A 24827-nucleotide genomic window follows, 5' to 3' on the forward strand; every position below is an offset into this window, starting at 1 on the left:
GGACTGTCGCCGTTGCGGCGCAGGGTGGGGAGACTGCGCGATTGCGCACGGAGTTTCTACTCCCCATTGCCCAACCCCCGCAGACCACTATTGGTTCTGTCTTTTGTGGGAGCAATCGCAGCAGCATCCGCTCCAGCGCTCGCCTACTCGCCCGAAGTCGAGCTCGACACCGGGGCCGATGCCCCCCGATCCGGCGCAACATTGCCGTTCACGCTGGACACCGCGCCCGGCGGAGCGACGGAAAGCATTTTGCCGGCACAAGATGGTGGGGAGGAATTCGACGGGCATTCTGCCGATTATGATGCAACGCATGTGCCACGGGAGCCCCGCGCCGGACTTGCGGACCTGCGCACCGGCGAGACCGACCTGCCGCCCGCCGTGGCAGCCGCCCGCACCGCGCTGCTGGCCGCCGCAATGAGCGGCGAGATCGATGCGCTGCGCGAGATCTTCGCCAGCCAGCGCGTTGCCCCCATCGTCGGCGGCTACGGCGACATGCCGGCCGCGGTGGAGGCGCTGCGCCTCCAGTCCGGCGATGACGAAGGCCGGGAGATCCTGGCGATTCTGGCGGAAATCCTGGAGAGCGGCCACGTCGCGGTCGGCAAGGGGTCGACGCTGACCTATGTGTGGCCCTACTTTGCGGAGGTTCCGCTGGATGCGCTGGAGCCGCCCCACATGGTGGACGTCTACCGCATCCTCACCTCGGCCGACGTGGAGGAAATCCAGCGGCAGGGGCGCTACACCTTCTACCGCGTCGGGATCGCACCCGACGGCCGCGTGCGCTACTTCAGCGCCGGTGACATCGAGTAACCGCCATGATTTCCGCCCTTCCCGGCCGCAGCGTCATCTCCGTTTCCGGCGCAGACAGTGCCCGTTTTCTGGACGGACTCCTCACCGTCCAGGTCGAGAGCCTGGAAGACGGTGCCCTTGCCTACGGCGCGCTCCTCTCCCCCCAGGGCAAGATCCTCACCGACATGATGGTCTTTCGCCGCGGCAACGGCTTCGCGCTGGACGTGCCGGCAGAGGCTGCCGACGACCTTGTCCGCCGTCTCACCATGTACAAGCTGCGCGCCGCGGTGGACGTTGCGCTGACGGGCGAGCACGTTGCCATCTCGGCGGACGAAGGCATTGCCGACCCCCGCGGCTCCAACCTCCTCAACCGCCTCCTCACCGCCGATGCGGCACCGCAAGGCGACGCGCTCAGCGCCTACACCCGCGCGCGTATCAGCGCCGGCGTGCCGGACGCCGTGATCGACTTTCCGCTGGGTGACGCCTTTCCCCACGATGCCAACATGGACCTCACCGGCGGCGTCGACTTCCACAAGGGCTGCTTTGTCGGCCAGGAGGTGGTCTCCCGAATGCGCCACCGCGGCACCGCCCGCCGCCGCACGGTGCTGGTTTCGGGCAAGGCGCCCCTGCCCGCCCCCGGCACCGCGCTGACGCTGGATGGCCGCGCCGTCGGCCGGATGGGCGTCAGCGACGGCGACAGCGGACTTGCGCTGATCCGGATCGATCGAACCGACGGGACGGCAGAAGCGGACGGCAGAGCGCTCAGCCTCGCCCCGCCCCCCGGCGCCCCGTTCGTGCTCGGCCGCACGGCAGGCAGCGATGAGGCCTAGCGCCAGACCGCGGCGCACCCGCCGGGCAGCAGAGGCGCCGGACCGCGCCTGGCAGCGCATGCTGTCCGGCCGCCGCCTCAATATCCTGGACCCCTCGCCGCTCGACATCGAGATCCGCGACATTGCGCACGGCCTTGCGCGCGTCTCGCGCTGGAACGGCCAGACCACGGGCGACTGGCCTTTTTCCGTGGCGCAGCACTCCTTGCTGGTGGAGGCGCTGATGCCCGCAATCACGTCCGCACCAACCCCGATGGAAAGCCTTGCCGCCCTCCTCCACGACGCCCCGGAATACGTCGTCGGCGATCTCATCTCCCCCTTCAAGGCGGCTATCGGCGAATCCTACAAAAGCGTCGAACACCGGCTGGAAGCGGCGATTTTCCTCCGGTTCTCCGTCCCGGCTGATCCGTCCGGGGCGCGCAAGGCGGCCATCAAGGCAGCCGACCGCATTGCCGCCCACCTCGAAGCCACGGCAAGAGCCGGCTTCACACCGGCCGAGGCCGACGCCATCTTCGGCCGCCCCGCCATTGAGCCGGAACGCTTTGCCCCGCTTCTGACGCCCTGGCCGACCGGCGAGGCGGCGGACCGGTTCCTCGCCCGCTTCGAGGCTCTGGAAGCCGGCACCGCAGCGGTCTGACAAGGCCTGCGGCGGGGTCAAGGCGCCGCCCGGAGCCACGCACAGCCGAAGGCGAGCATGGCGAGGACGGCACCTTGACGCCGTCGCGGGCCGCCCAACGCTGGCAAAGGGGATCAGAACAGGCAGATGCGAAGCAGCTGAATGGCCTGAACCCCTGCCCATCGGCGCGGTGTTAGGTAGCAAGCGCACCAAGGGTGCGGCAGTGATGTGGGCGCTAGTTGTTCTTGGGGTCTGGGTGAGTGAGGCCAGCGCTGGGACGCACGCGCAGGCGGCCCGTCACTTCGTTGGGCGGATAGACGAGGTCGACCGAGAATTCAAAAATGGTCGCGGGCACTGTTTCAAATACCGTGTCATACTCGATTTCACCATTAACCCTAAAGATCGGGTGGTCGCCCGGATAATTCCCCTTCATCCCCTTGGGAATCGGGAAGTTTTCTTTTCGCAACATCTCAACCCCGCGCTCGCCAGCTGTTATGTCCCTTCCGTAAACAAGCCTCCGCCCCATAATAAAAAGCGTCGGGAATACGCTTGGGCAGCTAAGGGTAACTTCGAATCTAGTGTTAATAGCTGGCGATTGGCCGGTATTGCCCAAAGTCACTATAACAGAAATTGTTTGCCCGATTCCGTCGATATCGCGGACCACAGCTGTAACTTCTGGAACGCCGATATAGGCGCGCGTCTGGGCGACCCCAATTTCGCGGGTAATTCTGGCGGTGCGGTCTGTGGCACGAGCTGCCCATCCGGCAAAAAACACTGCCGCGACAGTGGCAGCCAGAGTCGCGCCTGTAATCCACAGCATCAAATCCGCGGCGCGAGCCATCGACTCCTGAGCCGCAAGATCGCGCCAGTCCCGCTCATCGTCAAATTGTTGTTCGTTGTAGGCTTTATTGGCGCGGGCGCCGGGGTCGGACTCGCGCTGTTCTTCCGTTGGACCTACGGATGGGGAATGTTGGTCGCTGGCTTGGCGGCTTCCGCCTACTGCTACGCCATCCTGCTTGGACCAAGCCTCGTATAGAATGGCAATCGTCAAGGTTGCGATTGGCACAAACACACACAGTACGACAATTGCTAGTGCCTTTAGCGTCTTGCGGTCCACGTTTAATCAACTAATCGGATCGAATTAGATCCAATGGCTTCATAGCACTGCGCCATAAACGCAGCGGTGAACTTCCCGCGCGATAGCTTGTTTCGCACGTTAACCTCTTTTTCCTCAACGCCGATCTCAGCCAGCTTTTCGACAAGCTGGCTGTAGGTCACACCCTTCCTCTTCAACTCCGCCTTTAGAAGGTTCGCCACGCGGGCTTCCCAGTCTGTCCGCTCTGCCATGCCGCATCGTCCTCGCGATAAAAGTGACGTTTGCGATACGTATGCCCTTGTCTCTAGTACGTCAACGTACTACATACGTTACATAGGTAACGCAGAGACAGACAAATGGCACAGCACTTCCTCCTCTCCGCATCGGCCCGCACCCTTCGCCTGAAGGACATCTACAGGGCTGGCGAAGAGAAGGCATACGAGACGTTCTGCGCGATCCGCTGGTCTGAGAACGACGGCAAGCCGGTGTGCCCGCGCTGCGGTTCAGTTGAAGCCTACAGCATCACCACCCGCCGCAAGTTCAAGTGCCGTCAGGCTGAGTGCCGCCACCAGTTCAGCGTCACCAGCGGCACGATCTTCGCCAGCCGCAAGATGGACTTCACCGACCTTCTCGGCGCCATCGCAATCTTCGTGAACGCGGTGAAGGGCGTGTTCGCGCTCCAGCTCTCCCGTGACCTCTGCGTCCAGTACAAGACGGCCTTCGTGCTGGCTCACAAGCTGCGTGAGGCGCTGTCCGCTGAGATTGACCAGGAGACCCCGCTTGAAGGTGACGTTGAAGTCGATGGCGCCTACTTCGGCGGTCACATTCGCCCGGCGAACGAAAAGAAGGATCGCGTTGACCGCCGCCTGAAAGAGCATCAGACCGGCAAGCGCCGCGTCGTGGTCGCCTTCCGTGAGCGCGGCGGGCGCGTGGTCCCGTTCATCTGCCGCGAGGAAGGCGAAGGCGTGGACATCGCGCAGCACATCGTGTCCCGCATGGCGACGATGCACGCTGACGAGGCTTCCCATTGGGATCGCCTGCATGCTGGCTGGACGGTCGGCCGCATCAACCACTCCATCGCCTACAGCACCCCTGAGAGCTGCACCAATCAGGTTGAATCGTTCTTCTCCCGCCTGCGTCGCATGGTTGTCGGGCAGCACCACGGCGTGTCCGCGCAGTACCTCTACCAATACGCCAACGAGGCCGCTTGGAAGGAAGACAACCGCCGCGTGGACAACGGTACCGCTTTCCGGAAGACGCTGCGCAACGCGCTCACTTCGCCGGTGAGCCGGGCTTGGGCTGGGTACTGGCAGCGGTAGGTGATGTCGCCCCGCCGAAAACACCGCGGCTCACAATAACTGCTAATCCTATAACGGATGCCGCTGTACTACCGACGAGCGTTATTAGCACCCCGTCCGCTAATATAAAGCCACCGATTTTAAAGCCGCTCAATAACAAAATTACGAACACACCTAGCGCATATATAGCTAGGCATCGTTCCACAAATTTCTGATTTCTAGCTCGCGCACTGCGGTTATACTTAATTTCCGCTAAATCTTCCGTAAGCTTAGCAAGCTCCGCGTCATTTGCCTCAAGCGAAAAAGCTAGACTATGGCCTTCTTCAGCTGCCTTAGATTCTTGCTCTTGCGCGACCTTCTTAATTGCGTCAAATATATCAGCCCTACGTGGCATTGCGGTTGCTAATAAGTGACTTGTAATGGCGAACGATTTCATCGTCACTAATGGTTGTATTCTGCCCGCGGCTAAACGCATTACTCCAAGGGGTTTCACGTTTATGCGTTATCCGAGAGAGAGTTTCACCACTCATATGGCCGTAAGATTGGTAAACTCGCTGGATAAGCGCGACCTCATCATCGGAGAGATTCGATGATACAGTCTTGGGCGCCCAACCGAGTCCCCTCTTCCGGATCGGCTCGCTGACGGCGCTCCTGCCGTAACTGCGAAGCTCTGCGCGCAGGCTCGGGATGACTGGACCGTAGTCCCACGCCTCAATCCTATCGTTAACCAGAGGGGTCCCCAACAGCGCCAGGGACCATCCGTGCGCGATGTATACAAGCTTTTGCAGCTGCATCTGCGTCAGGCCATTGCCTTCCGCGTTTGCAAGACGAAGAAATTCATTCGCGATTGCAGCTGAATCATGCGGCACGATTAGTTACTCCAAAGATGGCTTGCGAATCACGATAGGGAGTCAAGACTTAATTTTCAATGCCACCGCCAAACCACACCCATTCCCCCGTCCGCGCCTTCTGCCGCTGCAACTGCCCACGCTGAAACGCCTTGTACAGCGACCGATCCACCCGCTTGGCGACGGCGCTCAACTCCTTGCCGTCGGCCCCGCTGATGCGCTCCGCGATCTGCCGGCATGACAGCGGCCCTGCCTCGCGCAGCGTCGTGTATATCAGCCGCCGCAGTTGCCCGCGCTTGAACATGGGGTTCTGCGCCACGGTGGGCATGGCGTCGTCGGGGTCATGCTCATAGCCGAGGATGCGCAACGTGCGGTCCATCGCGGCAATGTCGTCGTCCAACTCCACCAGGGCGGCACGGGCTTCTTGCCGCGTCCGGTATAGCTCGGCACGCTTCGTCATTATCCCGTTGATGGTCGGGCCAAAGCACTTCGTCTGGAATCTGTGGCGGCGTATGGTCATGCGCCAAGGGTAAGCGTTTCCGGGGCTTTCTGCTTGGTGCGTTTGCTACCGAAGGCCGCATCGGCGAGATGGAGGGTGCGCGAGGGAGGAAATCCCTCGCCTTGCCAACAAGAAAGCCGGCGCGCAGCGGCGTCCGGTCATGGCGCCGGATCAGGCCGAAGGGTCAGCGCCCCAGATGTCCCGGGCATAGCCGCGGATGGTGCGGTCGGACGAGAACCAGCCCGACCGCGCCGTGTTGAGAATTGCGCTTCGCACCCATGCAGCCGGGTCCTTCCATGCCGCGTCGACCCGGCGCTGGGCATCGAAATAGGCGTCGAAATCCGCGCACAGCATGAACCAGTCCTGATGGCGGAGATTGTCGGTGAGCTGGTGGAAGCGACCCGGATCGTCCGGCGAGAAGGCGCCGGTTTCGATCTGGCCGAGGACTTCGCGCAGGCGTGGTGAGTTCTCTATGAATTCGCCGGGGTTGTAGTGCCCGCGCAGCGCCGCCACCTCGCCGGTGTTGAGGCCGAAGATGAAGATGTTCTCCGGCCCCACCCGTTCGGCAATCTCCACATTGGCGCCATCCAGGGTGCCGATGGTGAGCGCGCCGTTGAGGGCAAACTTCATGTTTCCGGTGCCGGACGCTTCCATCCCAGCCGTGGAGATCTGCTCGGAAAGGTTCGCGGCCGGGATCAGGCGCTCGGCCATGGAAACATTGTAGTTGGCCGGGAACACGATGCGCAGCCGCCCGTCCAGGCTTTCATCCGTGTTCACCACAGCGGCCACATCGTTGATAAGCTTGATGATGAGCTTGGCCATCTGGTAGCCCGGCGCCGCCTTGCCGCCGAACATCTTTACGCGGGGGGTCCAGTCTGCCGCAGGGTTGCGCTTCATTTCATTGTAAAGCGCGACGGTCTCCAGAATGTTGAGGAGCTGCCGCTTGTATTCGTGGAGCCGCTTGATCTGGACATCGAACATCGCGTCCGGGTCGATGGCGACACCGGAGCGGCGGGCGATGAAGTCGCTGAGGCGGCGCTTGTTGTCCCGCTTGGCGGCGGCGAACCGCTCGCGGAACGCAGCGTCGTCGGCATATGGCGCGACCGCTTCAAGGGCTTCCAGATCGCTGATCCAGCGGTCGCCGATCGTGTCCAGCAGAAGCGTACGAAGGGGCGGGTTGCAGCTGTAGAGCCACCGGCGCGGGGTGACGCCGTTGGTCTCGTTGACCACGCGGTCCGGATGCAGATCGTTCAGTTCGCCGAACACCGTCTGCTTGACGAGCTCGGTATGGAGCGCGGAAACCCCGTTGACCCGGCGTGCCATGATGAAGGCGAGATTGCCCATGCGGACCTCGCCATGGTCGATGGCGCGGACATCGGCGCTGATCGTGCGCCCCTTCGCCGCGCAGTCGCTGGCATGGCGCTCGTCGATCCGCTCGATCAGGCCGATATGGCGCGGCAGCACATGGCGCATCAGGTCATAGGACCAGCGCTCCAGCGCTTCGGGCATCAAGGTGTGGTTGGTGTAGTTGAGGCAGCCGGACGCGATGTCATAGGCGGCATCGAAGGAGAGACCGCGCTCGTCCACCAGAAGGCGGATCAGCTCGGGACCGGCAATGGCGGGATGGGTATCGTTGAGCTGGATTGCCACCTTGTGGGGCAGCAACGACAGGTCACCATATTGCTTTTCGAACCGGCGCAGAATGTCGCGCAGCGACGCGGCAGTGAAGAAATATTCCTGTCGCAGCCGCAGCTCGCGCCCCTGCGGGGTCGAATCGTCCGGATAAAGAACGCGGCTGATCGTGCGCGCCAGGATGGCGGGCGTTGCCGCCGCCACATGTTCGCCCCGGTTGAAGGCGGACAGCTCGAACGCCCGTGTGGGCTGGGCGGCCCACAGGCGCAAGGTGTTGACCCACTTGCCCTGCCAGCCGGGGATCGGCGTGTCGTAGGCCGCCGCGATCACCGTTTCGGCCGGGTTCCATCTGGCGCTGTCACCGGACCCCGGCACCACCTCGCCGCCATACCCCACGGGGATGGCAGCCTCCGCCCGTTCGAACTCGAACACGTGCGACTGGGCCAGCCAGTCCTCTGCCTCCTCGGTCTGCCAGCCATGGTCGAAACCCTGACGGAACAGCCCGTGGTCGTAGCGGATGCCGTATCCATACGCCGGAAGGCCGATGGAGGCCATGGAATCCATGAAACACGCCGCCAGCCGGCCAAGGCCGCCATTGCCAAGGGCTGCATCCGGTTCGTCCAGCACCACGCGGTCATAGTCGATGCCGATGGATTCCATCGCAGCGCGCGCCTTGTCCTCAAGGCCGAGGTTGACCGTGGCATCATGGAGAAGACGCCCGATCAGGAACTCCAGCGAGAGATAATAGACCCGCTTGCCGTCCTGCCGGTAGACGCGCCTTGTGGTCTCGAACCACGGCACCACCACCTCGTCACGGATTGCGCGCGACAGGGCAAGGCGCCAGTCCGTCAGCTGCGCAGCATTGCGGTCCTTGCCGAAAGAGAACACCAGATGGTGCTCGATGCGCTTGCGCAGCGCATCGGCACCGGCCGTCCGCGCGCTGGCGAAATCGGTGATGCTGAAGTCGTCCATCGGAGAAGCCTTCCGGATAAGTCACGCCATGGGGCGGTTGTGCTGGGGCCGACAGTCGAAACCCACGTGGCGGCCGCCGTACAGTCCAGACAGCATTTTGTGCAATAAAACAGATCGCCGATTGGATTTCTTGCAACCAATTGTGTCTTATTCGTCCCATTCTTTCGGCGCCTTCGCGGCCATTGCGGCCCGCAGCGCCTGCGCCCTGCCATCGGAACCTGCATGGACCTGACAATCGCGCTCGAAAAGGTCGACTTCGTGCCGCCCGAGCGGTGCACGGACGACGCGTCCCTCCTCACGCTGAAGACGCTTGCGCTGGAGCCTTTGCTTACCTGGTCGAACGGGCGTGTCGGTCCCGGCCTCTTTCATCGCCTGACGCACGACGGCACCGGCCGCCGCTGGCGCTTCGAGATCCGGCCGGGCGCCACGTTCCACGACGGCAAACCCTGCCGTGCCGCCGACATTCTGGCATTCATCGAGGCAATTCTGGTTTCCCGAGACGGGTTCGGCATGACATGGGCGTATGCCGACTATCTGGCGGGCACGACACTGAGCGCACCGTCGGACAATGTTGTCGAGGCCGACACGGCCGCGCCGTTTGCCGACCTTCCGGAGATATTCTCGGAATTTTTCGTGGCGCGGGCCGACGAGAACGGACACGGCACCATCGGCACCGGCCGTTGGCGGGTTGAAATGCTGGCGCCTGGCGAGCACACGGTGCTTGAGGCTGGCGGGCGGAGGCTCTCGTTTCGCGCCATGCCGGATGCTGCAGCACGGTTGCGCGCGGTGACCGACGGCACAGTCGACGCCGCGCTCAATCTCGAGCGCGTGCCCGGTCCACCTGTCACCGTCCCGTCGCTCATATTCGGAGAGGCGCTGAATACGCTTTCGGTAATGGCTTATTTCAATTGCCGAAAAGGTCCGTTCGCCGATCCGGAATTGCGGCGTGCCGCCAACCTTGCGGTGGATCGGGACCGGCTTGTGCGCGACGTGTTTCACGGTCGCGCGGCGCCGGCTTCAACCGTGGTGAGCCCGTTTCACCACGGCATGGCAAACCGCAGGGTGCCGCCTTTTCCATATAACCTTGCCGAAGCGCGCCGCATTGTGGGCGATCAGCGCCCCGTGGTGACACTGCGCACCCCAACCCACATGCCCGACCGAGCGCCGGAAATTGCACAAGCCGTGGCGGACGATCTGCGCGCCGCAGGCTTTGACGTGACCGTGGACCTCATCACCGACCGTCCGGCCTACGCCCGGCAGATCGGCGAAGGCGACATGGGGGATCTGGCGCTGTTCGATTCCTCGCCGCACAGCACGTACCGGATCCTGCAGGACAAGGTATCCGCCATCCGCAAAGGCACCTGGTGGCAGGGCTACCACAATGACGCCGCCGACCGGCTGATCGAGGCCGCCGCCCGCGCCGTTGACGACGATGACCGCTGCGAGGCCTACGCTGCAGCGCTGGACCGGCTGGTGGAAGACCCGCCCTGGCTTTTCCTCGTCCATCCGGTGGAGGTGTTCGCCGCGCGCAAAGGCATCAACGGCCTCTCGCTCGACAACAAGGGCGTTCTCAATATCGCCTGATCGGCGCCAGCGCCTCCTGTCCGAAACAGCTGCGGTTGCTGCAACGGGCGCTAGAATTCCCGGAGCATCCGCTCGACCGGACCGTCCCGGATGATGAGGCTCCGCCGGTTGGAGATCAGCGTCACCACTGCCATCGCCCGCCCATGATAGTCCAGTAACGGGCGCGCCAAGGAAAAATAACCTGGCAACATGGTTTCGTCGTTTCGATAGATGGTCCCGTCATTGTCCTGCGCGCGCATGGCGGCAAGGTCGTGCGTCATGTGCGGTGCTTCGGCCATCAGCACCGGCAGAACCACATGGTCCGGGAGGTGGCCGACGAATGCCCGGCCTGTCGCGGAGTCGACAACCGGCATCTGCGAGCCAACGGACATGATGGTCGAAAGCGGTGCGCGCTGACGTTCCCAGCGCACCACCATGGCGCCGAGATCCGTCCACACCGTGAGGACGCCTGCAGCGTTGCTGCGCTCCACAAGCTCCGGCAATTTTTCCGAAGCGCGGCTGACCTCTTCCACCCGCACGAGCGCTGCCATGCCGATCTCGCGGGCCAGCGCGCCAAGGTCGTAGCTGCCACTGCGCTGGTGGTCGACCATACCGCTTTCCATGAGGCTGACCATGTACCTGTGCACTTTCGCCGGTGACATGGATGCAGCAGCGGACAGGTCGCGAAGCGACATGGGGCCGCCACCCCGCGCCAGAGCAACCAGTAGTTTAATTCCTATTTCGACCGACTGGACGCCACGACTGCGACTTCCGGCCGGGCCATCGGCCAGCGGGTCATCGTCATCAGGGCGCGATGTTTTTTCAGAAACTTCGCCTTTGGCATAAAATTCTTCCATCACAGCCCTTGAATCAACAGATTTCTCACTCGAATTGAGGCCCGGCTCGCACATTGGACATACTTGATCAAAATCAAGTTCCTACCGCTATGCGACCGTCCGACGATACTAGAAGACGGTTCCGCGCCGCCGCTTGAGAGATGCTCCGAGACTCGACAGGTAGCATTTAGGGTAGAGTGATAAAAGTAACATCGCCAGCGCAACACCGCCCTTCGGACGGTTTCGACCGGTGTTGTCCTTCTGCAGTCCTGCGCGCCGGAATTTGCTTTTTCCGTGCCGAACCCGATGACCGCCGTCAAAAATGGTTTAGAAGCGCAGAATGCAAGGCCCATCCGGGTGGAGCCTTTGCAGGATACAGCCAAGGATTGCCGAATGTACGTCATCGAACCGCCGCAGCAGGCCTCGGTCGCAGTCAGCGGCCGGGAAGACCGTTTTCCGGTGCGGCGCATCTTTTGTGTCGGCCGTAATTATGCCGCTCACGCCCGCGAAATGGGCAACGACCCGGACCGCGAACCGCCATTCTTCTTCACCAAGCCGGCCGACGCTGTTGTCGACACCGGCGTCAGCGTTCCCTACCCGCCCGACACGTCCGACATGCATCACGAAATTGAACTCGTCATTGCCATCGGCAAGCCTGCCCGCGCGATCTCCGTGGATGATGCGATGTCCGTGGTGTGGGGCGCCGGCGTCGGCATCGACCTGACCCGCCGTGACCTGCAGGCCGTCGCCAAGAAGATGGGCCGCCCCTGGGACTTCTCCAAAGGGTTCGACAACTCGGCCCCCATCGCGCCGCTGGTGCCCATTGCGGATGTGCCGTCCCTCTCGAAGGGTCGCATCTACCTTGAAGTGAATGGCGAGATCCGGCAGGACGCCGACCTGGCGGAGCTGATCTGGCCCGTGGCTGACACCATCGCATACCTTTCGGCGTCCATTGCGCTGGCCCCCGGCGATCTCATCATGACCGGCACGCCAGCCGGTGTTGCCGCAGTCTCTGCCGGCGATGTGATGACCGGCGGCATCGACGGGCTTGGCACCATCCGCACCGAAATCGGCCAGCCGCTCGCCTGAGCGGCCGCCACGCCGAACGAGGGGGCTACCATGCGCGGCAAACGCGAGTGGGTGGACGAGACCATCAACGAGGATGCGGGGTTTCGCACGTTCTACGAAGCCGTCGGCGGGATCCGCATGGTCGACAGCACGCAAGACCTTGCGGTGTTTCAGAACCCCACGTTCGGCAAGATGATGATCCTCGACGGTGCCGTGCAGGTCACCGAGCGGGACGAATTCATCTATCACGAGATGATGGCGCACGTTGCCCTGTTCGCGCATGGCGCGGTGCGGCGTGTCCTGATCGTGGGCGGCGGCGATGGCGGCATTGCGCGCGAAGTGCTCCGTCACCGCGCCGTGGCATCAATAACGCTGGTGGAGATCGACGGTGCGGTGGTCGACCTGTGCCGCGCCGAGTTTCCTGCCATTTCAGCTGGCGCGTTCGATGACCCGCGGCTTCGCGTCGTCATTGCCGACGGGGCGGCGTTCGTTGCCGGAACCGAAGACCGGTTCGACGTGATCATTGTGGACTCGCCGGATCCTGTCGGGCCCGGCGCCGTTCTCTTCCAGCCGCCGTTTTATCGCGCCTGCAAGGCAGCCCTTGCCCCCGGCGGGTTGATGGTCACCCAGAGCGGCATGCCGTTTCTGACGCCGGGCTGGTTCGCCAGCCACGCAGAGACGCTGAGGACGGTCTTTCCGGCGCGTGAGTTTTTCCTGTCCACCGTGCCCAGCTACACCGGCGGGCCGATGGCACACGGCCTTCTCCCCGCAGAGCCGGCCGCGGCAACGCCCGCCCTGGAAACGCTGGCGACACGCTACGCGGCTGCGGGGATCGCCACCCGCTACTATACACCCGAAATCCACCGTGCCGCCTTTGCGCTGCCGCCCTACATCGGCACGCTGGCAACCGGCACCGCCTAGCGAAATTCGAATATCTTGCGGAAGATGCCCGGTGCGATTGCCGACATCGGGTTGAGCACCAGCTGCGGATTGTCGATGGGGCCGACCAGGCGGAAGGTCACGCCGAACAGGCCGCCCTTGTTGCCACCGCCAAGGATGGTCCCCACCAGCGGCACCCGCCCGAACAGATTGTTGACGCCGTATGCCGGGATCAGGGTGCCGTTGAGCAACACCGACTTTTTGCTAAGGTCGACCACGCCGCTGGCGCTGCCCCCCATGATCGGCCCGCGCACGATGGCCTCGTTGACGGATATGATGTCGCCCCGCTTGGTGAAATCAACCGCCAGCCTCTCAAACGACATGCCGTCGATCGCTTGATTGGAGCGCACACGGGCCGTCCCGCTGGTAGCGCTCATGCTGGCGTTGCTGGCACGGGCCTGCTGGAGGATCTTCTCAAGGCTCTTTTCGTTTGTCAGCACGAACTGATCGGCAACCAGCCGGCCGGAGATCACCCCGTCATCGTCCAGGCGGGCATCGAGCTTGGTGCGGCCGCCGCGCATCCGCTTGTAGATGTCGAACGCGGAGAGGAGCCGGCCCAGCTCGGCAATATCGACCTGCATGCGCCGGGTGCGATTTTCCGCAGCGCCGATTTCCACGGCAAACGAGCCGGCATTCACGTCGTCCAGCTTGCCGGAGGCCGACAGCTTCTGAACGCGGTTGCCGGCATACCGCGCCGCAACGGTAAGACCGGCGACGGTGCTGACATCGGAAATGCGCAGGCGGGCCACATCGGCATTCACCGTCAGCGGCCCCAGGCTGTCCGCACCGGGATTTTGCGGCTTCGTGCCCGCCGTGCTGCCTGTCTTCAGGCCCTTCAGGAGTTGGCGCGCGTCGAATTGTGCAGCGTCGAAAGTTGCAGTGAGGCCGTTGCCGTCCTTGCTCACTTCAATACGTGCGTCATCGCCTTCGGCCAGCGCAAACGTGCCGAACGAAGCGCGCGCCAGGGCGCCATCGCGCACGTCCACCGCACCCTCTATGCGCACGTTGCGGCCGGTCACGCGCAGATTGTCGATGCTGAGTTCCGGCGCTTCGCCGCGCACGTCTCCCGCTGCCGTCAGCGTCGTCCCGGCCCGCTTGGCGTAGACGGGAAGCGCCACGGCAGCTTCGGTCAAGTCGGCGGTGAAGCTGTTCGTCTCCTCCGCGCCCTGCTCCAGCGTGACAGTGACCGGACCGGTCAGGGTAGCGCCGGTGTCGAAGCCCCGCGCCCGCCGGTCCTTGTCGGTGAGGACGAACCGCGCCGCGCCCGATTTTTCGCCATCGAAGATCTCCGAGTAGTTCACGTCTACCGTCAGCCCGTCAATCTTGGCGCGGCCTCGGGCGGCAAGGCGCAGCCGGTTGATCAGCACCTCCACGTTGGCATCGGTAAACGTCTGCCCCGCAATGGGCACCTTCGAGCCGGCATTGGTCAGCCGCGCATCGATCGACCAGCGGCGCGCTTCGTCGGGCACATCGTCGGCAAGGGGGGTGTTGAGGCTGACGGTCGCCTTGATCGTGCCTTCCACATCGTCCGGGGTCAGGGGTGTCTTCTTCAGCTCCGGCACCTTCAGCTCGTGAGCAAGGCTCACCACAGCCGACACCGGCCCCTCCAGGGTTGCGCTGAGGTTGGCTTCGGGCGGGCTCGCGGCAAGGTCGCGAATTGTGAAGCGCCCGTCCGATACCGCGATGGTGCCGCCCTCGCCCGCGCCGATCACACCGCGGTCGATGCGCACCGAAAACGCCTTGTCGCGCAGGCGCATGGCACCGCTTGCCTTGCCGACGGCCACCGGCAGTTCCGGCGTTGCAAAGGTGGCGCCCACAAAACTCAGATCCACCGAAAGGCCACCCTCAATCATGTCGTTGGTGGCAGGGTCGCCGTCGAGTTCCAGCGGGGTCAGCGCAAACTGGAACTCGGCCCCGCCGACCATACCGCCAAGCACGGTCTCCAACGTGGCAGTGCGCGGCTCGTGCGCCACAACCGGCGGCCACGCACCCAGCAGCGTCGCAATCGTGGACGGTCCGATCCGCGCGGCCCCTGTCAAGGTCGGCCCCTTCTCCGAATAATCGAAGGTGAAGATGCCGTCGAAGCTGCCGTTCTGCGCGGCCGCACGCACGGCGTCGAAGTGGATGGCCCGGCCCTCAAGATCGAGCCGGCCCACGGCAGTCAGCGCGGAGGGCACCACGGGCGGCAGGTTGACGTCCGGCGCATCGAAGATGGCTTCGCTCGTCTCCAGCGAAAAGTCCCACATCGCGGCAGGGTCTTGGGACGGCACAAGGGTGCCTGCCAGCGCAACATGAGTGTTTCCGGCATCGAGCTGCGCGCCGTGAAGGCGGAAGCTGGCGCCGTCGTCTGCCCGCGTCAGCGTGAACCCGGCCCGATCAATCGCGCGTGGCGGGTCCTTGCCGAACACGAAGACACCGGGGCCGACGCTGACGTCGAGGTCCGCCGCCATCACCGCGCCGTCTTCCGACAGGCGGCCGGTGAACGCAGCATCGATGGCAAGGCCGGACCGGACCGGCTGAACGCGGGTGATATCCTTCGGCGTCATGCCGTTGAGGGCGAGCGTCAGGGTGCGCGCGCCACCCTTGTCACGCATGCGGGTGACCGAGGTGCTGACGGTCCCGTCCGCCCCCACGGCCTCGATGCGGCCGCTGAGCGCGGCAGGGTCGGAAAGCTGAAAATCGGCGCTGACAGCCTGAAACACCCGCGCTTCGTTGATGGGACGCCCTGCGCTCACGATGTCGAGGCGGCCATCTTCCACGTTGAGGCTATGAAGCCCGTTTTCGCGCGCAAGCGTCCCGATCGCCCCGAGGCCTGCATCCAAGGCCTGGATGGCGGCATCGGGGTGGGGCACCGGTGGCGGGCTGCCGGTCTGACCCTGTGAGGGATCGAGCCGCACGGCTGGCCCCTTCAGCCGCACCGACCGTCCGGTAAAGCCCTGCAACACGCTGATCCGCTGAATGGAGGCGGAATAGACGTCTGTGCGCACGCGCACATCATCCACCGTGAGCGCCACGGCACCGAATTCCAGCTGCACGCCCACCGGCCCCAGAAAGACCGGCGCGCCGAGGGCGGACGTCAGCCGTTCGGCAATCCAGCCGGAGACGGGGATGCTCACCGGTGAAAGCGATACCCGCACCACCGCGAACACGACCACCGCAGCCATGCCGGCAATGAGCAGCGTCTTGCGGCGCGGCCGGAGCGACAGTTCCGGCAGCAGCAGAAGAGATGACGGTGCGCGGATGGAGCAGATCTCCTGTGAAGGGTTGCACAGCAGCCGTGGACCTGCGCGGCGAGCCACTTCACTCTACCCCCCGCGCCTCGTATCAGACGATGATGATCCTCTCAGCAAGGAAAACGGCTTATGAACGAACCCGGCGAAGGGACCCAGGCTCCCGACTTCACCCTCCCCGGTGACAACGGGTCTGAAATCGCGCTGGCCAGCCACCGCGGCTCGCCGGTGATCGTGTATTTCTACCCGAAAGACAACACCTCCGGGTGCACCAAACAAGCCGAAGCCTTCAACGCTCATTACGGCGAATTTCTGGACGCCGGTGTGACGATTATCGGCATTTCGCCTGACCCGGTGGCCAGCCACGACAAATTCAAGGCGAAGTACGACCTCGCCTTCCCCCTCGCGTCCGACGAGACCACCGACGTTGCGACCGCCTACGGGGTGTGGAAGGAAAAATCCATGTACGGGCGGAAATACATGGGGGTGGAGCGCTCCACATTCCTCATCGCCAGGGACGGCACCATTGCCAAGGCGTGGCGCAAGGTGAAGGTGCCCGGGCACGCCGAAGCGGTGCTGAAGGCGGTTCAGGAGCTTTAGGCGAGCCGGTGGGAGCGCCCGCATTCCAGTCCCTCGCGGAGGCCGCCGCGCGGATCGTCGGCGCGGCGGACCCTGAGCGCAAGGTGGCGCTGACGCGCGCTGCCGCGGCCGCATGGCGCGGGCGGACGCTTTCGCTCTCGCGCGGGCTGCTCGACCCGCCAATGCCGCGGCGGCCCGGCCGCCCGGAGCGCCCTGCCCTGATGCCGCCGCGTGACGTGCCCCGCCGCGGATTTGGCACCACCGCCGGGCGCACCGCCTTCATGCATGCCATTGCCCACATCGAGCTGAATGCCATCGACCTCGCATGGGACATTGTCGGCCGGTTTGCCCATGTGCAGATGCCGCGCTCCTTCTACGACGACTGGGTGCGCGTCGGCGCTGAGGAGGCAGGGCATTTCTCACTTCTGGCAGCGCGGATGGCAGAGTTCGATACCGTCTACGGCGACCATCCGGCCCACGACGGGCTGTGGGAGGCGGCAGAGGCCACCGAGGGCGACCTTTTGGCGCGGCTTGCCATCGTGCCTCTGGTGCTGGAAGCGCGCGGACTGGATGTGACGCCGTCCATGGTCACAAAATTCACCGCATTGGGCGATACCGAATCGGCCGCCGTCCTCAACCGGATCTACGAGGATGAGAAAGGCCACGTCTATGTGGGGGCCGCCTGGTTCCGCTATCTTTGCGACCGGCAGGGCCTTGCGGCGGAGCCGACATTTCACGCCATGGTACGTCGCCACTTCCGCGGCGGGCTGAAGCCGCCGTTCAACGACAAGGCTCGCTCCGCAGCATGCCTCACGCCGGGCTTCTACCGGCCGATGGAAACCATCCGCACATGACACGCCGCGTTCCGGGTCTCACGGCATTTGCAAAATGCAATTTGATCCGGGCATGCGTTGGCGCGCTTGCACTTCTGGCAGCCGCAGCGGCCGGTGCGCAGCCTCTGCCCGCGCCAAAGCCGGATGGCCCATTCGCAAAGGCAGCCACCGCGCCGCAGTTGCCGGAGCCGCAACGGCCAGGGCGTCCTGTTCCCGTGGCCTCCCCCCGCCCTGCCCCGGCAGCGGAGCCGACCAACGTGGTGGAGCCGGTGACGACGGCAGCAGCGCAAGCCCCTCCGCCCGCCGAAGGCGCGCCACTCCCGCGCAAGAAGCCCGCGCCGCCTCCGGCCCGCAAGGCGAAGCCGGCTGCGCTCGCTGCAGCGCCGCAGGCCCCCATCAAGGGCCCGCTCCAGACAATGACGGCAGCCGAAGACCGCGCCTGTCTCGCCGCGTTGAAGCAAGCCGGGGTCGACTTCCGGCCGCGCGGCGAGATTGCAGAGGGAAAGTGCGGCGCCGAAACACCGCTCGAAATTTCGGCGGTGGGCGGGATCAAATTTTCCACCAACGCGACCATGCGCTGCGATGCCGCCCGCGCCACGGCAACGTGGCTGAACAGCGTGGTGGTCCCCGCCGCGGCGCGCCACATGCGCTCTGCCGTGACCAGCGTGCGGGTGGCGGCCTCCTACCACTGCCGCACGAGGCGCGGGAATGGCCGCAGCAACCGCCTCAGCGAGCATGCGGTCGCCAACGCCATCGACATTTCCGCCGTGACGTTTGCCAGCGGCGAAACGGTGCCGGTGTCCCTTCGAAGGGGTAATTCGCCGGAACGGAAATTTCAGGCAGAGATCCGAAAGGGAGCCTGCCCGATCTTTACCACCGTCATCGGGCCCGGCACCAACGCTGCCCATGCCGACCATCTCCACCTCGACCGGGCCTACCGACGGGGCGGCTACCGGATGTGCCGGTAGCCGCCCTGTCCGGGGTCAGTCGATGTCGGCGACGTCGCCCTCGTCGCCATAGGCGCGCTGGGCAAGAGAGGCTTCCATGAAGGGTGTCAGCTCGCCGTCCAGAACATCGTCCGGCGAGGTGCTTTCAACGCCCGTGCGCAGGTCTTTCACCAGCTGATAGGGCTGAAGGACGTAGGAGCGGATCTGGTGGCCCCAGCCGATGTCCGTCTTGGAATCGGCCTCGGCCTGTGCCGCGTCCTCGCGCTTCTTCAGCTCGGCTTCGTAAAGGCGGGCGCGCAGCATGTCCCACGCTGTGGCGCGGTTCTTGTGCTGTGAACGCTCGTTCTGGCACGCCACCACAATGCCGGTTGGCGTGTGGGTGAGGCGCACGGCCGAATCGGTGGTGTTGACGTGCTGGCCGCCAGAACCGGAGGCGCGGTAGGTGTCCACCCGCACTTCGCTCTCGTTGATCTCGATGTTGATGGTGTCGTCCACCACCGGGTAGATCCACACCGAAGCGAAGCTGGTGTGCCGGCGCGCCGCCGAATCGTATGGCGAAATGCGCACGAGACGGTGGACGCCGGACTCGGTCTTCAGCCAGCCATAGGCGTTCTCGCCCTTCACTTCGAGCGTGGCGGACTTGATGCCCGCCTCTTCGCCGTCCTGATATTCCAGCGTGTTGACCTTGAAGCCAGCCGCCTCCGCCCAGCGCACATACATGCGCAGGAGCATCGACGCCCAGTCCTGGGACTCGGTGCCGCCGGCGCCTGAATGCACCTCGATATAGGCATCGTTGCGGTCGGCCTCGCCGGACAGAAGCGCAGCGATCTGCTTCTTGCCGAGGTCCTTCTTCAGCTGCAGGAGCGCGGCTTCGGCGTCCGTGACGACGGTCTGGTCGTCTTCCATCTCGCCAAGCTCGATCAGCTCGACGGCGTCGTTCATCTCCTGCTCGATGCCGTTGATGGTGTTGATCTGCGTTTCGAGCGACTGGCGCTCCTGCATCAGCTTTTGCGCGCGCGACGGGTCATCCCACAGCGAGGGGTTTTCGGCGCTGGCGTTCAGCTCTTCGAGGCGTTTCTGGGCGTTGTCCCAGTCAAAGATGCCTCCTCAGCAGGCTTACGGCCTGCTTGATTTCGTCGACGAGGTTTTCCGTCTCGGTTCTCAACGGATACTCCTTGCTCAGATGTTGATTGAGAGCTTTATATTAAGGCAATATTTGACGTGACAGAGGCGAAGTGTCGATGCGGTTTGCCCGTCCAACTCTAGTGGCTTGTCTAACGCTACTCGCGTTCGGATGGCAACTCTCCCTGCCATCCGCGTTGGCGGGCTGCAAGGGCTGCGGCTGCAAAGGTGGGCCCGGCTTTCGTGAAGACAGCTCTGGCGATTGCGTCGGCTGGGCCAACATCAAATCCGCTTGCGGTTCACCACCGACTAATTGCTGCACGCATGAGGGCATAACCGACGATGCTATCGTTACCGCCATAGTGCGCGATATGCCTGTCAATCCGGCAGTTTCGATTTGCGAGCATGACCAGAGTGATGGAAAGCCTGCGTCCTAACCCTGCTAATCAAACGGGCTTCAGGCGAGGCCTGCTTCCGGGCAGGTTGCGGGGCGGTCGGCCAGCCAGAACCTTGCGTCCCAGCCGGTGCCGGTGAGGCGGTTCATGTAGCTGGCGTTGGGCGTGGTGCGCGGACCGGTGAAATACAGGTCGAAGCAGTTTTCCGAGCGCTGCCAGACCTCAAAACAGCCAGTATCCATAGGTTGGTCGTAGGCAAAGCATATCTCGCCGTTCTCGATCCGGTAGACACCCGCCGTCTTCCACTTGTCGTCCTGATATTGCGTCGTCATGTCGGCGCGCAGCTCCTCGAAGAAGCGCATCCCGTCATTGTAGACGCCCTCGGTCGGGTGGCCGCGCAAGATTGTCTGCAACGCGCCATCGTCAAGCTGGCGCCACAGACTGCCTCGGTCCCCCGTCCGGCTCATGGCCGGGACCGCGCTCGAAAGCACGGCCAAGGCCAGCAAGGCCAGGGCCACCGGGTGGCGGAGACGTCCGGTCACGCCCCGGCCCGCATACTAGTAGAGGCCGCCGGTGCCGGACAGAACCGCCCGTTCCGATTCGCGCGTGATGCGGCGCTCTGCCGGGGCATTGTCGTTGAGGCCGATGATCGAGAACGTGTCGCCGGGCGCGGTACCGGGCTTGAACGCTTCCAGAATCACACCGGGGCCCGAACCGGAGACCTGGCGGCCGGACACCCGGTCGATGGGGATGAGCTTGATGCCTTCGGGCGGGCGGAAATCCACCACCGGCGAGCCATCCAGCGCATTTTGCATGAACTCAAGGAAGATCGGCGCGGCGAGCTGACCGCCGGTGGCGCCCCGGCCCATCGGCTTGGGATCGTCGTAGCCCACGAAGACGCCGGCCACCATGTCCGGCGTGAAGCCGACGAACCAGGCATCCTTCTCGTCGTTGGTGGTGCCCGTCTTGCCGGCGACCGGACGGCCCAGTGCCTTGACGCGGGTTGCCGTGCCGCGCTGGACCACGCCTTCCATGATCGAGGTGATCTGGTAGGCGGTCATCGGGTCGAGCACATATTCGCGCTCGTCAATCAGGGTCGGTGCGGTCTGCTGGTCCCAGGCGAGCACATTGCAGCTGTCGCAGCGGCGGTTGTCATGCCGGAACACGGTGCGGCCGTGGCGGTCCTGAATGCGGTCGATCAGCGTCGGCTGGAGGCGCTGGCCGCCATTGGCGATGATCGAGTAGGCGCCGACCAGCCGCTTGACGGTGGTTTCGCCCGCGCCGAGCGACATGGGCAGGAACAGGCCCAGATCGTCATAGATGCCGAAGCGCTCGGCATATTCGGCCACCAGCGGCATACCCATGTCCTTGGCAAGGCGCACGGTCATCACGTTACGCGAGCGTTCGATGCCGACGCGCAGGGTCGACGGACCGGCAAACTTGCCGCCGTAGTTCTTGGGCCGCCAGATCTCGTTGCCGGCAACAATTTCGATCGGCCCGTCGAGGATGACGGACGCGGGCGTGTAGCCATTGTCGAGCGCTGCGGCATAGACGAACGGTTTGAACGAGGAGCCCGGCTGCCGGTAGGCCTGCGTGGCGCGGTTAAACTCGGACGCGGCAAAGCTGAAGCCGCCCTGAAGGGCAAGCACGCGGCCCGTGTGGGGGTCCATCACCAGAATGGCGCCCTGGATCTTCGGCAACTGGCGCAGCGTCCAGCGGTCGCCGCCCTCGGGTGATTTCTGCACATAGACGGCATCGCCGGGCGACACGAAGTCGCTCACACGGCTCATGCCGCGGTAGCGCTCCGACCCGTCGCGCGTACCGCGCCGCCACGGAATGTCCGCCGACGTGATGCGACCGCGGTCCCGGCTGGTGGAAATGGCGCCCCACACTTCCCGCCCCGGCCGCAGGCCGATGTCGGCCTCATTGCCATTGACGGAAAGGACAATGGCCACCTGCCATTCCGGCACGTCAGCCAGCGGCGAAACCGCGTCGATGACCGGCCCCCAGTCTGCATCGGCGGTGAAGTTCTCCAGCTCCTTCACCGGACCGCGCCAGCCGGTGCGCTGAATGTCGATCTTCGTCAGACCGTCCATCAGTGCCTTGCGGGCCATTTCCTGCAGCTCCGGATCCAGCGAGGTGCGGACCGACAGGCCGCCACCATAAAGGCTGTCCTCGCCATAAAGGTCGATCAGCTCGCGGCGGACTTCTTCGGCAAAATACTCCGACGCGAACAAGAACTGCGACCGGCCGCGCGGCTTGACGCGCAGCGGCTCGGCCACCGCCTCGCGGTGTTCCTCGGGCGTGATGACGCCGTCCACCATCATCCGCTCCAGCACCCAGTTGCGGCGCTCGATGGCGCGCTCGGGCTCACGGAACGGGTGGTAGTTGTTGGGCGCCTTGGGGAGCGCGGCAAGGTACGCGGTTTCCGCCAGCGACAGTTCGTGGACCGACTTGTCGAAGTAGACGAGCGCTGCGGCGGCAACGCCGTAGGCGCCGAGGCCGAGATAGATTTCGTTGAGGTAACGCTCCAGGATCTCGTCCTTGGAGAAAGCGGCCTCGATGCGCAGCGACAGGATCGCCTCCTTCACCTTGCGCTCGTAGCTGACCTCGTTGGTGAGGAGGAAGTTCTTGGCCACCTGCTGGGTGATGGTGGAGGCGCCGACGGGCCGCGAGTCCGACCCGCGGTTGCGCAGGTTGGTGAGCAGCGCGCGGATGATCGCCTGCGGGTCGACACCGGAGTGCTCGTAAAAGCCCGAATCCTCGGCCGACAGGAACGCATCGCGGATGCGCACCGGAATTGCCTGGATCGGCAGGAACAGCCGCCGCTCGCGTGAATATTCGGCCACCATCGATCCATCGGCGGCATGGATGCGCGTCATCACAGGGGGTTCGTAGTCGCGCAGCTTGTTCACGCTGGGCAGGCTGCTCGACATCTGGGCGATGTAAATGCCGATACCAGCGGCAACCAGAATTCCCATGACGGAACCAATTGAAACCAGATAGCCGAGGAAGCCGACAAGAAGTCTAATCACGGTCACACGCCTCCAAGAAGGGTTGCGGCCCGGGCGCTCCGTTTGCGCCCACCGGCTCTGCGTACGGCCCGCGTCTCTTCGCAGTGCCGCCCGTCGCTTGTCCCATGGACAGTTCGGGTACTGGAAATGGCCGTGAGCTTCAAGCGCATTGCACAGATCCCCGTGTTACTGAGTGGTGCGAGTTGCATCGGCCCGCCCGACCTGCCGCCCGTTCAGCGGCAGATTGAAAAAGTCCGCGACAGCATCACGCAAGGCTATCGCTGCGTCGTCCTGCCACGTCACATCCTTGAGGCGGCGGGCGTCGTCCTCGTTGGTCAGGTAGCCAAGCTCCAGCAGGACCGAAGGCATGTCGTGCGCCATCAGGACGCGGAAGCGCGCGTAGCGGTGCGGGTTGGAGTTCATCTTCATCACGGGGGCGAGCGCACCCACCGCATTGTCCGCGAAGGTGAGGCTGAAGGCCTTGGTTTCGCGGCGCATCAGATCGGCCAGAATGCCGCTGACGTCTTCCTGAAGGTCCGGCTCGACGGCACCGGACACCTGATCGGCCAGGTTTTCGCGCGCGGCCAGCGCGGCAGCCTGCGCATCGGACGGCCGCTCCGACAGGGTGTAGATTGTGGCGCCCTCCACATAGTCCTGCGGGGCTGCATCGGCGTGGATGGAAATGAACAGGTCCGCGCCGTACGCACGGGCAATCCGGATGCGGCGGTTGAGTGACAGGAAGCGGTCGTCGCTGCGGGTGAGATGCACCGTCAGGCCGCCGACTTCCTCAAGGTGGTCGCGCAGCCGGTTGGCGAACGCGAGTGCAATTTCCTTTTCGAGAATGCCGTCGCGGGCCACGGCGCCGGGGTCGATCCCCCCATGACCGGGATCAAGCACGACCACGATCTCGTCGGACGGGTCGACCGCAGGCAGCGGCGCGTTGAGATTGGCGACTGCATTGCGCGCGGCTGCGGCGAAGCGGGCCTGGCTGACGCGCTTCATGTCCAGCACCAGACGGCCCGGACGCCCTGCCATGGCGGGCAGGAAAAAGTCCCGCGCCAGAAGCGCCGGCTGGTTCAGGTCGAAGACGATGCGGCTGGTGTCTGGCCCGAGGGGGCCATAGCGCCAGCCCGACACGACGCCGGCGCCGCTGACGGCCTCCTCCAGCTCGAAGGCGACCCCGTCAAAATCGATGACCATCCGCGCCGGCTCGTCCACCACGAACACGCGGTGCGATGTCTCGCCGTCAAGCTCCAGCACGAATCGCGTGGCATCCGCGTTGGCACTGAATGCCGCGGCGGAGGCCCGCACGTCTGCAGCCGCCGGGCTGGCGGCAACACTGCACAGCACGGCTGCAAAGAGCAGGAATACGGATGCCAGACTGGCAACGGGCCGATTCGGAACCATCTGAACTCCAACAGGACGTTGCGTGCTTATAACATACGAGGCGAAACCGCAGGTGAACGCGCCGCGGAAGGTTCGCCTCGCCCGTATTGAGCCGCAATTTGGTTAGGAAAGTGTCGCACGAGGTGCCGGTCGCTTGTCATTGCGTGCCGCTGCATACAAATCGTATTGTGAAGACCTGACTTTCTCGATACCTTGCGGTAAGCCCCTTGCGTTAAAGACTCAAGGTCCGGGCAAACGTCGCATTCCCGCGCATGATTGTCCCCCGGCGGAATTTTCGATCCCGCCAGCTTTGCGACAGGCCGTGATCCGGCACTGCGGAG

At 64.3% G+C, this 24827-nt stretch carries 21 protein-coding genes; 10 read left to right on the plus strand and 11 right to left on the minus strand.

The genetic code is table 11. The annotated features are described in order from the left end of the window. Nucleotides 1-90 precede the first annotated feature (90 nt). The 3 genes from RDV64_RS21060 to RDV64_RS21070 are packed head-to-tail and all read left to right on the plus strand — an operon-like array spanning nt 91 to nt 2250. Entirely contained in the window at nt 91-807 is a 717-nt protein-coding gene (locus RDV64_RS21060; protein WP_309196934.1) for a hypothetical protein, read from the plus strand. Between the two features lie 5 nt (nt 808-812). Next, nucleotides 813-1616 (plus strand): folate-binding protein, encoded by an 804-nt coding sequence (locus RDV64_RS21065; RefSeq protein ID WP_309196935.1) that lies wholly within the window; start codon nt 813-815, stop codon nt 1614-1616. Further along, nucleotides 1606-2250: an HD family hydrolase gene (locus RDV64_RS21070; RefSeq protein WP_309196936.1), complete on the plus strand. Its 645-nt coding sequence runs from the start codon at nt 1606-1608 to the stop codon at nt 2248-2250. Before RDV64_RS21065 ends, RDV64_RS21070 begins: the two co-directional genes overlap by 11 nt. A 214-nt stretch (nt 2251-2464) precedes the next feature. Here RDV64_RS21070 and RDV64_RS21075 read toward each other — a convergent pair whose 3' ends face one another. Together RDV64_RS21075 and RDV64_RS21080 are read right to left on the minus strand one after the other, a co-directional pair. Further along, on the minus strand, nt 2465-3346 hold the full coding sequence (locus tag RDV64_RS21075; RefSeq protein WP_309196937.1) for a hypothetical protein: 882 nt from the start codon (nt 3344-3346) through the stop codon (nt 2465-2467). Between the two features lie 2 nt (nt 3347-3348). Next, nucleotides 3349-3576, minus strand: coding sequence for a DUF6471 domain-containing protein (locus RDV64_RS21080; RefSeq protein ID WP_309196938.1), 228 nt, complete (start codon nt 3574-3576; stop codon nt 3349-3351). Between the two features lie 105 nt (nt 3577-3681). On the opposite strand from RDV64_RS21080, the gene RDV64_RS21085 reads away from it, so the two are divergent. Continuing rightward, nucleotides 3682-4644 carry an IS1595 family transposase gene (locus RDV64_RS21085; RefSeq protein WP_309196939.1) on the plus strand — a complete coding sequence of 321 codons (963 nt, stop codon included), beginning with the start codon at nt 3682-3684 and terminating at the stop codon, nt 4642-4644. Between the two features lie 362 nt (nt 4645-5006). On the opposite strand, the gene RDV64_RS21090 is transcribed toward RDV64_RS21085, so the two are convergent. From RDV64_RS21090 to RDV64_RS21100, 3 genes are all read right to left on the minus strand, one after another. Continuing rightward, nucleotides 5007-5492 (minus strand): type II toxin-antitoxin system antitoxin SocA domain-containing protein, encoded by a 486-nt coding sequence (locus RDV64_RS21090; RefSeq protein WP_309196940.1) that lies wholly within the window; start codon nt 5490-5492, stop codon nt 5007-5009. A gap of 49 nt (nt 5493-5541) precedes the next feature. Beyond that, a complete protein-coding gene (locus RDV64_RS21095; protein WP_309196941.1) occupies nt 5542-5931 on the minus strand; it encodes a hypothetical protein in 390 nt (129 codons plus the stop codon). 210 nt (nt 5932-6141) lie between these two features. Continuing rightward, the gene (locus RDV64_RS21100) at nt 6142-8574 is read right to left on the minus strand and encodes a glycogen/starch/alpha-glucan phosphorylase (protein WP_309196942.1); all 2433 of its coding nucleotides are present in this window, start codon (nt 8572-8574) and stop codon (nt 6142-6144) included. A gap of 222 nt (nt 8575-8796) precedes the next feature. Between RDV64_RS21100 and RDV64_RS21105 the strand changes: the two genes are divergently transcribed. Continuing rightward, entirely contained in the window at nt 8797-10158 is a 1362-nt protein-coding gene (locus tag RDV64_RS21105; RefSeq protein WP_309196943.1) for an ABC transporter substrate-binding protein, read from the plus strand. A gap of 50 nt (nt 10159-10208) precedes the next feature. Here the strand turns inward: RDV64_RS21105 and RDV64_RS21110 are convergent, their stop codons facing one another. Beyond that, on the minus strand, nt 10209-11048 hold the full coding sequence (locus RDV64_RS21110; protein ID WP_309196944.1) for a helix-turn-helix domain-containing protein: 840 nt from the start codon (nt 11046-11048) through the stop codon (nt 10209-10211). Nucleotides 11049-11366: 318 nt separating this feature from the next. On the opposite strand from RDV64_RS21110, the gene RDV64_RS21115 reads away from it, so the two are divergent. Together RDV64_RS21115 and speE are read left to right on the plus strand one after the other, a co-directional pair. Continuing rightward, a complete protein-coding gene (locus tag RDV64_RS21115) occupies nt 11367-12062 on the plus strand; it encodes a fumarylacetoacetate hydrolase family protein (protein ID WP_309196945.1) in 696 nt (231 codons plus the stop codon). A 30-nt stretch (nt 12063-12092) separates the two neighbouring features. Next, nucleotides 12093-12962, plus strand: coding sequence for a polyamine aminopropyltransferase (gene speE / locus RDV64_RS21120; RefSeq protein ID WP_309196946.1), 870 nt, complete (start codon nt 12093-12095; stop codon nt 12960-12962). Here the strand turns inward: speE and RDV64_RS21125 are convergent. Then, nucleotides 12959-16279: an AsmA-like C-terminal region-containing protein gene (locus RDV64_RS21125; protein WP_309196947.1), complete on the minus strand. Its 3321-nt coding sequence runs from the start codon at nt 16277-16279 to the stop codon at nt 12959-12961. The genes speE and RDV64_RS21125 overlap by 4 nt on opposite strands. Nucleotides 16280-16342: 63 nt before the next feature. Here RDV64_RS21125 and RDV64_RS21130 point away from each other — a divergent pair, with 63 nt between their 5' ends. From RDV64_RS21130 to RDV64_RS21140, 3 genes are all read left to right on the plus strand, one after another. After that, nucleotides 16343-16810, plus strand: coding sequence for a peroxiredoxin (locus RDV64_RS21130; protein WP_309196948.1), 468 nt, complete (start codon nt 16343-16345; stop codon nt 16808-16810). A gap of 8 nt (nt 16811-16818) precedes the next feature. Then, nucleotides 16819-17643 (plus strand): ferritin-like domain-containing protein, encoded by an 825-nt coding sequence (locus RDV64_RS21135; protein ID WP_309196949.1) that lies wholly within the window; start codon nt 16819-16821, stop codon nt 17641-17643. 194 nt (nt 17644-17837) lie between these two features. After that, nucleotides 17838-18590, plus strand: a complete 753-nt coding sequence (locus RDV64_RS21140) for an extensin family protein (protein WP_309196950.1) — start codon at nt 17838-17840, stop codon at nt 18588-18590. 15 nt (nt 18591-18605) lie between these two features. Here RDV64_RS21140 and prfB read toward each other — a convergent pair. From prfB to RDV64_RS21160, 4 genes are all read right to left on the minus strand, one after another. After that, a protein-coding gene (gene prfB / locus RDV64_RS21145; protein ID WP_375143778.1) for a peptide chain release factor 2 occupies nt 18606-19734 on the minus strand; the annotation gives its coding sequence in 2 pieces (ribosomal slippage) (nt 18606-19664 and nt 19666-19734; 1128 coding nt in all). 414 nt (nt 19735-20148) lie between these two features. Beyond that, entirely contained in the window at nt 20149-20553 is a 405-nt protein-coding gene (locus RDV64_RS21150) for a hypothetical protein (protein WP_309196952.1), read from the minus strand. A gap of 90 nt (nt 20554-20643) precedes the next feature. After that, complete coding sequence (locus RDV64_RS21155) at nt 20644-23067, minus strand: penicillin-binding protein 1A (RefSeq protein ID WP_309199564.1); 2424 nt, start codon at nt 23065-23067, stop codon at nt 20644-20646. Between the two features lie 219 nt (nt 23068-23286). Continuing rightward, entirely contained in the window at nt 23287-24507 is a 1221-nt protein-coding gene (locus RDV64_RS21160; RefSeq protein WP_309196953.1) for an N-acetylmuramoyl-L-alanine amidase, read from the minus strand. Nucleotides 24508-24827 lie beyond the last annotated feature (320 nt).

The organism is Acuticoccus sp. MNP-M23 (assembly GCF_031195445.1).
Taxonomy (GTDB): domain Bacteria; phylum Pseudomonadota; class Alphaproteobacteria; order Rhizobiales; family Amorphaceae; genus Acuticoccus.

What these genes read in the sequence shown, in the direction of transcription:
- RDV64_RS21155 (WP_309199564.1), bottom strand. Translation starts at nt 23,067, where the DNA reads ATGGGAATTCTGGTTGCCGCTGGTATCGGCATTTACATCGCCCAGATG.
- RDV64_RS21070 (WP_309196936.1), top strand. Translation starts at nt 1,606, where the DNA reads ATGAGGCCTAGCGCCAGACCGCGGCGCACCCGCCGGGCAGCAGAGGCG.
- RDV64_RS21130 (WP_309196948.1), top strand. Translation starts at nt 16,343, where the DNA reads ATGAACGAACCCGGCGAAGGGACCCAGGCTCCCGACTTCACCCTCCCC.
- RDV64_RS21100 (WP_309196942.1), bottom strand. Translation starts at nt 8,574, where the DNA reads ATGGACGACTTCAGCATCACCGATTTCGCCAGCGCGCGGACGGCCGGT.
- RDV64_RS21085 (WP_309196939.1), top strand. Translation starts at nt 3,682, where the DNA reads ATGGCACAGCACTTCCTCCTCTCCGCATCGGCCCGCACCCTTCGCCTG.
- RDV64_RS21095 (WP_309196941.1), bottom strand. Translation starts at nt 5,931, where the DNA reads ATGACGAAGCGTGCCGAGCTATACCGGACGCGGCAAGAAGCCCGTGCC.
- RDV64_RS21110 (WP_309196944.1), bottom strand. Translation starts at nt 11,048, where the DNA reads ATGTGCGAGCCGGGCCTCAATTCGAGTGAGAAATCTGTTGATTCAAGG.
- speE (WP_309196946.1), top strand. Translation starts at nt 12,093, where the DNA reads ATGCGCGGCAAACGCGAGTGGGTGGACGAGACCATCAACGAGGATGCG.
- RDV64_RS21065 (WP_309196935.1), top strand. Translation starts at nt 813, where the DNA reads ATGATTTCCGCCCTTCCCGGCCGCAGCGTCATCTCCGTTTCCGGCGCA.
- RDV64_RS21115 (WP_309196945.1), top strand. Translation starts at nt 11,367, where the DNA reads ATGTACGTCATCGAACCGCCGCAGCAGGCCTCGGTCGCAGTCAGCGGC.
- RDV64_RS21150 (WP_309196952.1), bottom strand. Translation starts at nt 20,553, where the DNA reads ATGAGCCGGACGGGGGACCGAGGCAGTCTGTGGCGCCAGCTTGACGAT.
- RDV64_RS21160 (WP_309196953.1), bottom strand. Translation starts at nt 24,507, where the DNA reads ATGGTTCCGAATCGGCCCGTTGCCAGTCTGGCATCCGTATTCCTGCTC.
- RDV64_RS21080 (WP_309196938.1), bottom strand. Translation starts at nt 3,576, where the DNA reads ATGGCAGAGCGGACAGACTGGGAAGCCCGCGTGGCGAACCTTCTAAAG.
- RDV64_RS21105 (WP_309196943.1), top strand. Translation starts at nt 8,797, where the DNA reads ATGGACCTGACAATCGCGCTCGAAAAGGTCGACTTCGTGCCGCCCGAG.